Source organism: Gottfriedia luciferensis (assembly GCF_001712755.1).
GTDB lineage: Bacteria > Bacillota > Bacilli > Bacillales > Bacillaceae_G > Gottfriedia > Gottfriedia luciferensis_B.
This window is the reverse complement of sequence record NZ_MDKC01000001.1, coordinates 307,310-321,409: the sequence shown is the minus strand read 5'-3', so window position 1 is coordinate 321,409 and position 14,100 is coordinate 307,310. Positions and strand designations below refer to the sequence as shown.

12 protein-coding genes are annotated in these 14,100 nt (G+C 34.1%); all 12 read right to left on the bottom strand.

What is annotated here, in order from left to right:
• Positions 1-6: 6 nt before the first annotated feature.
• The 12 genes from BED47_RS01670 to BED47_RS24285 all read right to left on the bottom strand — a co-directional run bounded on the left by BED47_RS01670 (position 7) and on the right by BED47_RS24285 (position 14,052).
• The gene (locus BED47_RS01670) at positions 7-1,020 is read right to left on the bottom strand and encodes a sugar kinase (protein WP_069032083.1); all 1,014 of its coding nucleotides are present in this window, start codon (positions 1,018-1,020) and stop codon (positions 7-9) included.
• On the bottom strand, positions 1,013-1,765 hold the full coding sequence (dagF, locus tag BED47_RS01665) for a 2-dehydro-3-deoxy-phosphogluconate aldolase (RefSeq protein ID WP_069032082.1): 753 nt from the start codon (positions 1,763-1,765) through the stop codon (positions 1,013-1,015). Before dagF ends, BED47_RS01670 begins: the two co-directional genes overlap by 8 nt.
• The gene (locus BED47_RS01660) at positions 1,762-2,871 is read right to left on the bottom strand and encodes a DgaE family pyridoxal phosphate-dependent ammonia lyase (RefSeq protein ID WP_069032081.1); all 1,110 of its coding nucleotides are present in this window, start codon (positions 2,869-2,871) and stop codon (positions 1,762-1,764) included. Before BED47_RS01660 ends, dagF begins: the two co-directional genes overlap by 4 nt.
• Entirely contained in the window at positions 2,849-3,952 is a 1,104-nt protein-coding gene (locus BED47_RS01655) for an amidohydrolase/deacetylase family metallohydrolase (RefSeq protein ID WP_069032080.1), read from the bottom strand. Before BED47_RS01655 ends, BED47_RS01660 begins: the two co-directional genes overlap by 23 nt.
• A gap of 340 nt (positions 3,953-4,292) precedes the next feature.
• A complete protein-coding gene (locus BED47_RS01650) occupies positions 4,293-4,733 on the bottom strand; it encodes a GNAT family N-acetyltransferase (RefSeq protein ID WP_069032079.1) in 441 nt (146 codons plus the stop codon).
• Between the two features lie 248 nt (positions 4,734-4,981).
• On the bottom strand, positions 4,982-9,079 hold the full coding sequence (locus BED47_RS24290) for a S8 family serine peptidase (RefSeq protein ID WP_069032078.1): 4,098 nt from the start codon (positions 9,077-9,079) through the stop codon (positions 4,982-4,984).
• Positions 9,080-9,582: 503 nt separating this feature from the next.
• A complete protein-coding gene (tsaA, locus tag BED47_RS01640) occupies positions 9,583-10,041 on the bottom strand; it encodes a tRNA (N6-threonylcarbamoyladenosine(37)-N6)-methyltransferase TrmO (protein WP_069032077.1) in 459 nt (152 codons plus the stop codon).
• Positions 10,042-10,153: 112 nt separating this feature from the next.
• Positions 10,154-10,855, bottom strand: coding sequence for a hypothetical protein (locus BED47_RS01635; RefSeq protein WP_069032076.1), 702 nt, complete (start codon positions 10,853-10,855; stop codon positions 10,154-10,156).
• Positions 10,852-11,724, bottom strand: a complete 873-nt coding sequence (locus BED47_RS01630) for an ATP-binding cassette domain-containing protein (protein ID WP_069032075.1) — start codon at positions 11,722-11,724, stop codon at positions 10,852-10,854. The genes BED47_RS01635 and BED47_RS01630 overlap by 4 nt, the downstream gene beginning before the upstream one ends.
• Before the next feature lie 12 nt (positions 11,725-11,736).
• On the bottom strand, positions 11,737-12,108 hold the full coding sequence (locus BED47_RS01625; RefSeq protein WP_069032074.1) for a GntR family transcriptional regulator: 372 nt from the start codon (positions 12,106-12,108) through the stop codon (positions 11,737-11,739).
• A gap of 169 nt (positions 12,109-12,277) precedes the next feature.
• Entirely contained in the window at positions 12,278-12,727 is a 450-nt protein-coding gene (locus tag BED47_RS01620; RefSeq protein ID WP_069032073.1) for an S-Ena type endospore appendage, read from the bottom strand.
• 155 nt (positions 12,728-12,882) lie between these two features.
• Complete coding sequence (locus BED47_RS24285; RefSeq protein ID WP_069032072.1) at positions 12,883-14,052, bottom strand: BclA C-terminal domain-containing protein; 1,170 nt, start codon at positions 14,050-14,052, stop codon at positions 12,883-12,885.
• Positions 14,053-14,100 lie beyond the last annotated feature (48 nt).

Sequence of the window (14,100 nt, the reverse complement as noted above, 5' to 3'; positions counted from 1 at the left end):
CCTTTTTTAGCGCTTAATATCATCAATTGTCCCAGCCATAGCTGATAAAATTTCTGCTTCAGTTGACATTGGAGTATCTCCAACAATCGTACATGCTAACATACCCGCTGTTTGAGCAAATTGAACGGTTTTTTCTGGTGAAAACTCAGTTAACACACCATGTAGTATACCGCTAGTATAAGCATCTCCAGCACCAATTCGATCGTATACGGAAAATGAAGTATTTTCCGAGAAGTGAAACTCTCCATTCGTGTAAATATATCCACGTAATGAATGTGAATTATCACTATTAATTGCTCGGTGCGTTCCAGCAATAGTTTGTATGTTATATTGTTTTGCAACTTTAGGAATAAGGTCTTTCAGTTGTGTTTCCCGGGAAGTACCTTCTGTCTCCATTCCTAAAACATACATCGCATCTTTCTCATTCATCATCACGATATCAGCTAAAGCTAGCATTTCTTCATAATGAGGTTTTGCTTTACTATATCCTCCATCCCATAAAGAAGGTCTGTAATTACAATCGAAACAAACTAATCCGCCATTTTCTTTTACTTTTTTCGCGAGCATTTTCATTGTTTCTCTGACATCATCTGTCATCGCTAGTGTAATACCACAAAAATGGATCACATCTGCTTGTTTTGCAATTAGATCAAGATCATAATCGATATAAGATGCAGTATTAAAGCTACTTTCTAACCGATTAGTATAAGTCACACGACTGGAGCGCTGTCCGAAACCATTTTCTAAAAAATACAGTCCAAGATATTTACCGCCTCTAGTTATATAATTTCGATTAATTCCTAATCGCTGTAAGAAAGCAACCGCAGCATCTCCTAATGGATTGTTTGGCAATTTTGTTACCAAATAGCCTTCATGACCAAGTTTAGTAATCGCAGAAGCAACATTTACACCAGTTCCCGAGAAAGAATATTGTAATGCGTTTGCTTGTGCCAGTAGTTCATACCCTGGCACTTGCAATCGCATCATTACTTCTCCGAAAGCAACAATTTGTTTACGCATATTTTTCAACCAAACTTTTAGTGATTGCTAATAATTTTCTTACATCTTCAGGATTAGTTTTTCCAGTTTCTTCATTAATAATTGAAGAATATACATGTGGGATAATTTTAGGTACTTTTTCTTCCAATGCAATTTCTAAAATCTCTTCAAAATTCTCTAAATCAATACCACCTGTAGGCTCTAGGGCAAAACCTTCTTCACCACATGCTTTTGCTACAGCACGGAACTCTTCTACGTGTTTTAAACCTTTCATTGGGAAGTATTTTAATGAATTTCCACCCATGTCACGAACTAAGGCAATTGCAGATTTGATTGGTACAATCGCTATTTCGCTAGCAGCACTTACAGGTCCAGTAGAAATATTTACATAGCCTACTTTTCCAGTTGGAGATACAAGGGAATTGATCCAGCTATCTTTTTCACCTAAGTTAGCGCGAGTTGCTCCTACTGCAGGAAATACTTGATTAATATGACTTCCTGGATAATGTTTAGCGATTTCTGCAACAACTGCTGCTTGTTTATTATCACCAGCACCAAGTCCAATCGATACTGCTTCATCAATTGCTGCACCGTATTCTTTCATTGCTGTAACTGCAGCCTCTACAGTTGGGTAATCTTTAGAAAGAACACCTACTAATACATGACCTTCTGCAGCTTCAAAAACTTCAACTGCATTTTCAATACTATTAGCTAAAACATTTAATGCAACTCGGTTGTTATAAAAACGTTTTTCAATATTTGTCATTGTTCAGTTCCTCCTAATATTGCTCTAAGTTGTGCTTCTATTACGTAAATATCATCTGATTGTAGTGGTCGTGGATCAATATCGAAAAATCCTTGACGAACTCCGTAATCACGAGTGTAAATCGCAATACTACCATTCTTTAATTGATCATTTACATCCTTTGCTGTAGTTTTCGTTACAACAGGATCAATTTGGATTCGAGCTCTAAAAATAGCTCGTCCCGCTTCATCTTGTACAATCGTGACTTTTAAACCATCGATCGATTCTAGTGATTTTAAAACTTCTAAACTAGCTTTTTCATTTTCACTATTATCTTTTTTGACAAAATATTCATCCAAAGCTTGCAGCAGACCAAAAGTGGTTTCTTTACCAACTTTCATGCTTCTACCGATACAATGTAATTGTACTTTTAACCATTCGATATATTTTTCTTTACCAGCAACAATACCTGAAGTAGGTCCTTCAATCGCTTTCGAACCACTATATATTGCTAAATCAGAAAATTTGACATATTTTTGTAAATCTTCTTCAGCAGCAGCATCTATAATGAAAGGTACATTATTTGCCCGCGCTACTTCCCAAGCTTCTTCAACTGAAATCATATTTTTTTGAACAGCATGATGAGATTTCACATATAAAATTGCAGCTGTTTTTTCATTAATAGCATCTGCAATATGCTCAACTTTACCTTCATTTGCATAACCGACTTCTACTAATTTACCTCCACCAAGGAAAATCATTGTTTCAACTGGAGCACCATACTGTACGTTGTGCCCCTTTAACATAATGATTTCATTTTTATGAATTGGTTCTTGGTGTAATCTTTCGCTTTTACGTCTGTTTCCTTCTGTCACAATTGCAGCTACTGAAAGGGCAATTCCACTTGAAGCTGAGTTAACAACAACAGCTGACTCTGATTTAAGAAGACCTGCAATATGAATTCCAGCCTTATCAACTAAGTCCGAAATTTCAACGTAATTTTGACCACCTATTTTCATCGCTTCCATTACAGTGTCCGTAGGAGCAGAAACACCTAATATACTCATCCTACCGCTTGCATTAATTACCCTTTTCAAACCATATTTAGCATTCAACGTGTTCTCCATTAATAACCACTCCTTTTACTACGATTTTTTGTTCAGCTTTACGCTTGCCTCCTTCAGAATCAAGTAAGGTTGTCACTTCATCTTCAACAGTAAATAAAGTGAGGTTCGCAATATCTCCTACTGAAATTCTTCCAAGTTCCGGCTTATTAAGCCACTTAGCCGCATTAACGGTAACTGCATCAATAATCTCTTCTAGTGAATAACCTAAGTATAAAAATTTTGATAAAACATGTGACATACTATAGACTGGTCCATTCAATCGATTTTTCCGATAAATATCAGTACTAATCGTATCGAATTTAATTCCATGTTCTTTAGCTTGCAAAGCCGTTTTAAACGAAAAACTTGCATTGCCATGCCCAACATCCAAATGAACACCTCGATTAATTGCATCTAGAAAATTTGGAAGAGGTCTTCCCATTTCATCAAATAAATTATTTGCTTTCCCATTTAAGTAGTGAGTAATAATATCTTTATTTTCAAGTAGGTTTAGAACATCATTAATATCTGGAGGTCCTGAACCTATATGAACCATAAGTGGTAAATCTGTTTCGTTAGAAAACTTACGCGCTATTTTTAAAGGTTCGACACCATTCTCACCTACTACACTTTTGCTAATCCTTGCCTTCAGTCCGATAATAAAATCTTTATGCTCTGCAATCGTATTTTTGAGTTGATCCTCATCTAACCAAGACAAATCAGATAACTCATCAATTCGTTTTAAGCCAATTCGCGAAATATTTAAAAATGCGAAAACATTTGTTTTTGACTTTTTACAGCTACTAACCAATTCGGACAAATTATCAGCACCAGTGCTACCCGCATCAACAATTGTTGTAACACCTGTTTTATAACCGATCTCGTCGACATCATCACCATATGGCTCAAATTCTGCATATGCATGGACATGCAGATCAATCCAACCACTAGAAACAAATACATTATGCTTGTAATCTACTATTTTCTCACCATTACCAGTTCCAGCAGCTACAATGTCTATAATCTTTTTATTTTCTACTATGATATCTACAGAACTTCCGTCTATCATTTTTACATTCTGTAGTACGAAATGATCCTTCATTTCCCCTCATCCTTTTCAGTAAACAAAACTAAATTGATTAATGTATTCGTTTACATCAACCTTGTTTATTATTCCAATGTAGAATAACATCTAAATTCGAGTTAGTCAATATAACGTTATAATGTTTAAATATTTTTTTATCCTTTTACTTAAAACCAATCACGAATAACATGTGTCATCAGATGCTCTATTCATCACTTTCATCCTGCTTACTATTTGCTATTAAAATTTTTTTATTATACAAAAAAAGCTTGTAAACATGGAGGAAACTCCAATTGTTTACAAGCTTAAGCGAAGTGAATTTACCAAATTCGTTTTCATAATCAGTAATATGATCCTTTTAGTATACAATTAATTCTTTATTAAATACTTTTTGCGATTTTGTATTTTTAAACCCAATCTTTTCATAAAAAATTAGTGTCTCTATTCTAGTTTCATTTGTCCGTACTCGTATTTCTTTAAATCCCGATAATTTTGACCATTCTTCGCATCTTTCCACTAGTAACTTACCAATTTTTTGACCCCGATATGTACTATCAACAATCAAACCACCAATTTCAACATATGGTGGAGACTCAATCAAATATCGTCCGTGAGCATGAATCCATCCAATAAGTTGACCTTCAATTTCTGCTACAATGACCACATGATCATTCTGACCTAATATTTTATTTAATCTTTCAATGACTTGATCTTTTTCAACATTGTAACCCAATTGACCTGATAATCTAGCAATTTCTGAACTATCATTTGTTGAGGCAATTCTATATTTAATTTCCATACTCCACCTCGCATTTTATTTTGTATTTACAAATTGTTTTTTATTTAATACTTGTACTTCTCTAACTAAGACTTTGTTATTTGAATCATAATACAAAATGTTAGAGCATAAAAGCTAAAGGAGAAACATTCTGAATTTTCGTCTTTTTCAATAGAATTAAAATTGTTTAGATTCCATTAACATTTTTATTTAATCCATCAAGAATATCAACAATCTAAAAAACCTATCCAATTGGATAGGTTCATTATCTAATTGATGCCTAAAGACTTCTTAATCGAATCAATTGTTTTTCCATTATACTCCTTAACACCAGTAGGAGTATCTAATACATAATCATTCTCTTTTAAATAATTTGGTTCAAGTAACTTGAAATCCAATGAGTCAACTTTACCATCAAAATTAATATCAGCATTACGGTTATTCGAACCCCAATTTAGTTCGAGTAGTATTACATCATAAATATCAACTACATTATCTTTATTAAGATCCCCAGCATTTTCTCTTACAGTAGGATAAGAAATACTTTCACCAATAAAAATATCACGATCTTTTCGACCAATTTCCATAGGTGTGTAAGTAGTAAAATGACCTGGGACATCTATGATGACTGTATATAATTGTTCCGTAATTGGAAGTTTACTGAATACTATGTTTCCATTCTTTTGAATTTCACCAGTATAGTATTGACCTTTGGAGTCTCTTGCTTTTGCTTGTGCACCGATAGTAGTGTAATCAACTGCAAAGTTAAAACTGCCATTTGCATTTAACAATCCTGCTGCGTTGATTTTTGCAGTAGCATCTGAATAAGCTGAGTAGCTTGGTAAATATCCAACTTGAGTATACGGGTTTACTGTTTTACCATTTAGATCTTTATACGAAGATGAAGTGATATAGAAAAAAGTAGTATTAACGTTTACAAAAGTATCTCGGTTCGTCTCTACTTGCATATCAAACAATGGCGTATCACCAGTTATACCATCACCTGGTGCCTTTATATTAATTGTATTTGATTTGCTGGTAGTTCCTGTTGAAGTAACTGTAAACTGAGTATCATCAGATAAAGCCTTATTTTTATTAAATCCGACTGAGTTAAAAAATCTTGAAGTGTAATCGAATTTAAGTGTTAGATCTTTTGCATTTTGCAAACCGTGAGCATAGAACGTATAAGTTAATTGATCACCCATTGTAAAAGATTCTTTATTTGGTTTGGCATAAATATATTGTGTTCCTGGTTTCATATAGTAAACTACTTTCGCCATCGTTGAATTACCCGCTCTGTCCGACGCTACAAATTGGAGCATATTGACTGGATTTGGAGAATCCACAGATATTTCTTTGGAAAACTTACCATTTGCATCAGTAGCAATACCAATGGCCGGAGCGTTTGGTCCATACCAAGCTTTATTAGTTGCTTGTGTAACATTCATACCGCTATTTTCCATTTCCGTTGCTTCATTATCTATAATATTTCCAGATAATGTAACTGTTTTTTGGCCAGGTGCTAATTCAACAAATGGAAGATCACCTTTAGGTAGTGCATTTGTATCATCTAATGTGAATGTTGGACGGTTATTATCGATATATACTTGGTCTGTTTTGGTGTACTGTTTTCCGTCTAAATTTGTACCAATTACTTTCATTTTATATATTCCTTGTGTTGCTTGAATCGATGTGTAGCCAACTGGTTTCTTAGCATTACCTGTAAATGGAAAATAGCGACCAGTAAAGGCTTTTTGAATATAGAGATCTTTATCAACTCCTGCACTTGACACATTAATTGTACCAATTATTCCTAAACCTTTATTAGTTTTTGGATCTACTAAAATAAAATCTAATGTTTTCATCGGTGAATTTAATTTAAAATCTAAATCAGACGCCTTAACGCTATATGGTGCAGTATCACGAGTTGTAGAGATGCTTGGTGAATGAACTTTGAAATATTCAAAGCCTTCTTCTACTAAACGGAATCCAAATGGAATTTGATAATGATCGTCTGGATCTTTTTCATTCACAACATGAATATAGCCCTCATATGTTCCTTTACTTGCAGTTGTTGGGATCGTAAGTGTTGCAGGAATCATCTCCTGGCTATTCTTCTTCATTTTAAGATCTTTAGGTACTGTTACACTTACCCCGTTTGACTTAGCATCCAAAGATCCACGTGTACCGATATTATATTCTACCGAAATATTATATTTTTGCATTTTATCAGTATGATTTGTGATTAATATATTTGTAGTTTTCGAAATAGCATTATTATCTACAGGAATAAAACCATAACTAAGACCACCAGTTTGCTCATCAATATTTACTTTTTCATTATTTTTAAAATATGGCGTTGTATCTTGAACGCCTAGTTCGATACGTGAATAAATCGCTTCATAAGGATCTACTCTACCTGCCCCAACTTCAAACACGCTGTATTTACTTCTTAACGGATCCGCTGTATTCATCAAGACGGTTTTAATATCAGCAGGCGTATAATCCGGATGAGCTTGTAATAATAATGCAGCTATACCAGTAACATGTGGAGTTGCCATTGACGTACCAGACATTCGCATATATGCAGAAGAATAATCTGTTGAATCATTTTTGTTATTGATATATGCAGGAACAGTCGATAATACATCTACGCCTGGTGCTGTAACTTCGGGTTTAATATCATATAAAGTTCCTGATGGCCCCCTAGAACTAAAGCTAGCTAAATCATCACCAGGAATTACATCTTCACCAATATTACCTAATGTAACTGATGGTGTACCATTACTAAATAAATCGCTAACCGCTAAGCCATCTTTATTTGTCATTGAAAATACCGGGATATTATCATTGCTTTCTCCCAAATAATACGGGATCTGTCCCTCAGTGGCATTATTGTTGTATATAATTACCCCTACAGCTCCATTTTGCTTTGCATAGTTCATTTTATCAACAAGTGCATACGTCCCTCGAGCAACAAATGCAATCTTACCTTGAACATTTTTTCCTGTGTAATCTGTTGGACCACCTTCTCCAACATTTACAATTTCAAATGTTTTTCCAGACATTTTAGTAAAATCATCTGTCCATTTTTTTGTCATTAATCGAAGAGTACTATCCTTACCTTTACCGTTTACTAAAAATTTACTTGCGAATGTAGTAACTGTAGTTGGTACAGAACTCGCACCTACTGTTAACGCAAGTGCTGCTGCACCTGGAGAGCCTAGTGTGTACATACCATCTCCAGCATTTCCTGCTGCAACGACAGCTGTAACACCATTTAAAACGGCATTATCAATTGCTAAGCTAGTTGCTTCTAATGGATCGTTTATAGAGGCCCCAAGCGAAAGATTAATTACATTCATCCCATCGGCTACCGAACGGTCAATTCCTGCAATTACTGCAGAATTAGAACCTGAACCATACGGTCCCAATACGCGGTATACATATAAGTCTGAATCAGGCGCTACTCCGGTTACTTTATAATCAGAATTATTTTTCCCTCTTCCAGCAATCGTTCCGGAAACATGCGTACCGTGATCAGTATAATATGAGCTGCCATTAACAAATTCAGCTTTTTTAGAAGCTTTCCATTGATCGTATGTTGCTTCCATTGGGTTATTATCATTATCTACGAAATCATAACCACCTTTGTATGCATCTTTTAAATCGGGATGGTTATAATCAATACCCGTATCGATAACACCTATCTTAATATTTTTACCTGTAAAACCTTCTTCATGCAATTTATCAATTTTTAAAAATGGTAAACTATCAACCTTTGATTGGTCCTTTTCGACTGGTTCATCCGGTGGCTTAATTTGTATTATTGAATCACTATAAACAGCTTTAACTGTATCCAAATCTAGTAAATCCTTAATTTGATTTGCTGGAAGTGTCAATGAAACGCCGTTAAACGCATTCTGATATGTATATTTAATTTGAATTCCTTCATTACTTGCTTTCTCTTTATTTCCTAATTTTTCTTGTAATTCTTGTTTAAAGTGAGCATGCGACTTAGTTACATTTTCCTTCGCCTTTTCTAATGAAATTGACTCCCCTTCAACAGCCTTCTCTAACTGTGCTACTTTAGCAGGAAGTTCTTTAAATTCAACAATTACAGAAACATCTTTATCACTTGATAGGTCGATATCATCTGATAATTGCAAACCTGTTTTTGAACCAGCAAGATCTAACTGATTCAAAGCCTCCCTTTGTTCTGCTGTAAGTGATTGTAGAATGCTTTCTGCTTCACTTGAGTTCGCATATGCTGGCTTTTTACTAATCATAGTCGATCCCAAAATTGTACTGCTAGCTAAAACTAGTACTGATGTGGTTTGAAAAAATTTACTACTTAACCCCTTCATTTAATAACCTCCAACTTTTTCTTAATTAAAAGATTCTAAAATAAGAAAGAATATATGTGATTTTTCAGAAAAATCACTTAACTTAGATTATAGCTAGAGTTTTTCTTGAAAAGTATTGGGGGAATTTTCATGAATGAAGGAAATTATAAAATAAATTAAATGTCGATATTAGTAAAATCTGATAAAAAAATAAAGTATTGCGTTTACCTAAATGTAGATTCATGTAGTTTAATGTAAAATCCCATTAAAAAACTTGGGGGAAATTCACTAATAACGCCTTATATTATTGTTCTAGCTAAATTTTAAATTAAAAATTTTTAACTATTAGTACAATATAAAAATGATCAGAGCAAGGGCGTATGTGAGTGGCATCTTAAATACATTGTCATCAATTGTTTTTATAAGGAAATAATAAAAGTTGGATTAATTTATTTACATAAAAACAAAAAAAGAGTTTCCCCAAAAAAACCTTTGAGAAAACTCTTTATCTTTTTTTAATTTCTTCACCAATATTTTTCCATTAAAGCCTTTGACCATTCTGCTTGTTTGATCTCTCCTTTTGGAAGAAATTCTTTCATAATTGGTTTGATATCAATGATTGGCGTTCCATCGATCGCATCTAACCCTTTAACTGTAAGAATGCGGCCACTGTGTTTTAATAGTTCTACTGATGTTAGCCCTAATTTATTGGGTCTGTTTTTACCTCTTTGAGCAAAAATTCCAACCTTTGGATAATGAATATTATTTCTAGGATGTCTAGCATTATATTGAATCATTTCATCAGTTACTTTATCGAAATAAAAAATTATCTCTAAATGTGAAAAATCACTTATTCCACTTAATGCTTCTTCATTAAACTCCTCTACTAACTCAATTTCAGAAATAATTGACCCCCAGTTATCGTCTTTAATTTCTTTTCTTGAATTTTTAACAAACGCAATTGGCTTAATAGTAAATGTCATCAATTCATCTCCTAACTTATTGTATTTCGTCTATATTATACTGAATTTTTCGTTAATAATTTATAAAAGAAAAAGTATGCATTCTATCCACATACTTTTTCTTGAATCGGTTTTAACTTCTACCTCTCATTTTTAATGGTGCATTGATCATCATTGGAAATGTTAATAATTGAAGCACTATTCCTACTAATCCAATTAAAGTAAACAAATTAATCGGATTAATATTAAAAATCATAGAATAAAAGTCTGAACTTATTCCATTGATTGATAAAAAGGTCATTAAAATACTAACTAAAACTAGTGTTAGTAGAAAATAGAGAATCCCCAATCTTCTAACTAATACAGCAATAAAAGAAGAAAGCCCTAGTATAATAAAACCAACCATTAGGTCGACCCAATAATACGTAAAGAAATGATATTCTGAGGAAACTAAATCTGCAGGATGGTAAAAGTGAAAACTATTTATTCCTTTGTCTAATAATATTTTCATAATGTAATACATTATATTTAAATAAGTAATACTTGAAATAACCATTAATACTGACATTACATTATAAGATTTTAGAAACTGTCTTCTTGTACTACCTAATCCAATTGCAACTTGGAAAGGAATGACCAATCCTGCAACCGCGAATGTACTAATCCCCCCATAAATCGGTCCAAACAAAGCTGCACCACTTTGTAAAGGGATATTAAAAATTAAACTAACGAGTACGTAAACAACTGATAATAACAAAGTAATTAAAGAAAATATTTTAAAATACCATTTCAATTCATCGAAAACTAGTTGATAAGTGCCTCTTATCGAGTTCATCTTTTCACCTCTTTGTTTTTTGTTTTATTTATTAAATAGTCTTGTAGAGTTGCTTTTTCAATTTTAAGATGATGATCTTCAGCGATTTTTTTCCATTCATTTGTAAATAACTCATCGATCATTACTTTTTTAGTCGAACTGATTTTTGAGGATTCAAGTATAGAAATATTTTTCGTTACATGTTCTATTGAATCTATATTGCCAGAAAGAATAATACCTTTCTCCCGCATAACATCCATTTGTTCATGAAATAGTACTTTTCCATCATTTACTACAACGATCGTTTCACATAATGGTTGAATTTCTTCGATATGATGTGTTGAAAGTAATATGAGTCTTGGATTTTCTTCATAGCTTTCCAATAATGCATCATAAAATAGTTTTCTTTTCACTGCATCTAGTCCATTAGTTGGCTCATCGAGAACTGTTATTTTTGCGTTACTAGCTAATCCTAAAATGATTTGCACTGCCGTTTTCATTCCTTTTGAAAACTTAGTGATTTTTTTATTCATCGGTAACTCAAAAACTTGCACTAAATGTTCAGCAAATTCTTGATCCCATTCAGGATGAAAGTACCTTCCGTATTTTAATAAATCGTCTATTCTCCAATTATGACCAAATGGATGATTTTCTTGGATATAACAAATATTCTCAAGAACATTTAAATTATTATAAGGTTCTTCCCCTAAGACTTTTATTGAACCTTCGTTTGGTTTATAATGGCCAGCGACTAAACTCATCAAAGTTGTTTTTCCTGTACCATTTCTTCCCCATAATGCAATAATACTCGGTTCTGTTTCAATTAAATTGAAATTCGTTAAAACTGGTGTATGCTTATAGCCATATGTCAAATTTTTAATTTCGATCAATTTTTACCCCTCCTAATTCGAGTCGTTTTTTCTCTTTATTAATTCAATTACCATTTCTTCATTTAAATGAATTCTCTTGGCTTCTTTAAGTAAAGGTGCAACATAATCTTCATAAAACTGCTGTTTTCGCTCTAAAAGTAACTTTTCTTTTGCTCCAGTAGAAACAAACATACCTACACCTCTTTGTTTAAAAATTATCTCCTTATCAACTAATGCTTGAAGTCCTTTCCTTGCAGTTGCAGGATTAATATTAAAAAAGCGAGATAATTCATTTGTTGAAGGCACTTGTTCACCCTCTTTAATTCTTCCGTCTATAATTTCGTCCATAATCATCACCGCAATTTGTTGAAATATTGGTTGTGATTCATCTAATGTCGGTTTCATTAGCACCTTCCTTTCTGGTTAGTTATTTAGTTAGTTACTCATGTAACTAACCATACTACTCCTTAAATCATATGTAAAGTGTTTTATTTAAGTACGCCTATTTTTTAGGAAATAAAAAAAAGCTTAATGCGATTATGCAATAAGCTTATGTTTAAATACTATGTGTTTATTATTTTTCAATAATTTTACCAGTTATACAATATTTTCCTTCTAAATAAATTGGAGATTGACCTGAGTGTAGTATGGTCACAGTTTTTATATATTGACTAGTATAGCTACTCGTATTACCTGGTAACACGGAAATTATATGACAGATATTGCTACTTACTTCGATTGTAATCGGTCCAGTACTGCCTTCGCTATTATAGACTGAAATCGTTGCTAAAGCAGTTAAATTTCCACCTAAACTCCACAGTTCAACTGGTTTATCAAGATTATCTTGAATCATAATATTGCCAAATAGATCAATTGGAATACATGGATCACATTTTGTTGGCGGAGGTATTGGTGTTGGGGGGGTAGGTGGTGTTGGCGGAGGTACAGGTGGTAATAGAGTTGGAGAAGAAACTGGTAATTTAATACTAGGTAAGTTTGATATATCTGGTCTTTTTTGTTTCAATTTTTATCCCTCACTTATTATAGTTAATATCCTATGTATCTAAAATACTGAAAAGGCATTATTTTTAGTATTAAATAAAACATAAAAAGAAAAGTGACCACTATTAATCTTACTCATATAACTTGTAGTCACTTGTTGAATTAAAATAATATTAATTAACCTACTCTAACAATGGAAATTGTCGCAGCGGTCGTACCAGCTGCTAACGATACTGTAGCGGCTAAAGTAGCAGACACCATTACTTGTATCGAATCACCTGCATTTATATTAATAATCACTTGATTACTGACTAAACTTAATCCAACTGCAGCAGAAATATTTGTACCTGCTACTCCAGCCCCATTTCGAAATAACTGAAAAGTCGTTAATAAAGATAATGTAGGATACACTTGATATGTTATTAAATATCTACCACTTGTATTAATCGTAAAAATGGTAGCTGTTGGGTTGTTCACTGTTATATCTGCTGATAAATTTTGCGCGTTCGGAAACGGTATCGGTGAAGGGCCTAAAAGTGTAATCGCAATTGTTGCTCCAGAGGTATTTGCTGCCGATCCAGAAGTATTAAAACTTGATCCGGTTGATCCTGTTGCTCCAGTTACTCCGGTTGCTCCTGTTACTCCCGTCGCTCCCGTTATTCCAGTTATTCCCGTTACTCCTGTTACTCCCGTCGCTCCCGTCGTTCCCGTTGTTCCAGTTGGGCCGGTTACTCCCGTCGTTCCCGTTGTTCCAGTTAGGCCGGTTACTCCCGTCGCTCCCGTTATTCCAGTTGGGCCGGTTACTCCCGTCGTTCCCGTTATTCCAGTTGTTCCAGTTGGACCGGTTACTCCCGTCGTTCCCGTTATTCCAGTCGGACCGGTTGACCCGGTTACTCCTGTCGCTCCCGTTATTCCGGTTGGGCCGGTTACTCCCGTCGATCCGGTTAATCCTGTCACCCCAGTTGATCCGGTTGTTCCAGTTGGGCCAGTTACTCCTGTCGTTCCCGTTATTCCCGTTGACCCGGTTAATCCTGTTATTCCGGTTGAGCCCGTTGCTCCGGTTGGACCGGTTAATCCAGTTGCTCTTGTTTCTCCTGTCGTTCCCGTTATTCCACTTGGCCCGGATACTCCTGTCACCCCAGTTACTCCTGTTTCTCCTGTTATTCCCGTTGCTCCAGTCGGGCCCGTCACCCCAGTTGAGCCAGTTACTCCTGTTGGACCAACTTTTTTAATCGCATTACATGAAAAACTATTACAACAACTACATTTATTCGAATTGGAATTGAATCCTTTTACGAAAGGAATTGCATTACCATTCTCATCTTTATTATTCATAAAAGAATACATTAATTATCGTTCCTCATTTCATTACATAGGACTGTTCAAAAAATTATT

Excerpts from the sequence above, each read along its gene's own strand:
- tsaA (WP_069032077.1), bottom strand. The coding sequence starts at position 10,041 with ATGACATTTACTATTAAGCCAATTGCGTTTGTTAAAAATTCAAGAAAA.
- BED47_RS01650 (WP_069032079.1), bottom strand. The coding sequence starts at position 4,733 with ATGGAAATTAAATATAGAATTGCCTCAACAAATGATAGTTCAGAAATT.
- BED47_RS01660 (WP_069032081.1), bottom strand. The coding sequence starts at position 2,871 with ATGGAGAACACGTTGAATGCTAAATATGGTTTGAAAAGGGTAATTAAT.
- BED47_RS01635 (WP_069032076.1), bottom strand. The coding sequence starts at position 10,855 with ATGAACTCGATAAGAGGCACTTATCAACTAGTTTTCGATGAATTGAAA.
- dagF (WP_069032082.1), bottom strand. The coding sequence starts at position 1,765 with ATGACAAATATTGAAAAACGTTTTTATAACAACCGAGTTGCATTAAAT.
- BED47_RS24290 (WP_069032078.1), bottom strand. The coding sequence starts at position 9,079 with ATGAAGGGGTTAAGTAGTAAATTTTTTCAAACCACATCAGTACTAGTT.
- BED47_RS01625 (WP_069032074.1), bottom strand. The coding sequence starts at position 12,108 with ATGAAACCGACATTAGATGAATCACAACCAATATTTCAACAAATTGCG.
- BED47_RS01670 (WP_069032083.1), bottom strand. The coding sequence starts at position 1,020 with ATGCGTAAACAAATTGTTGCTTTCGGAGAAGTAATGATGCGATTGCAA.
- BED47_RS24285 (WP_069032072.1), bottom strand. The coding sequence starts at position 14,052 with ATGTATTCTTTTATGAATAATAAAGATGAGAATGGTAATGCAATTCCT.
- BED47_RS01655 (WP_069032080.1), bottom strand. The coding sequence starts at position 3,952 with ATGAAGGATCATTTCGTACTACAGAATGTAAAAATGATAGACGGAAGT.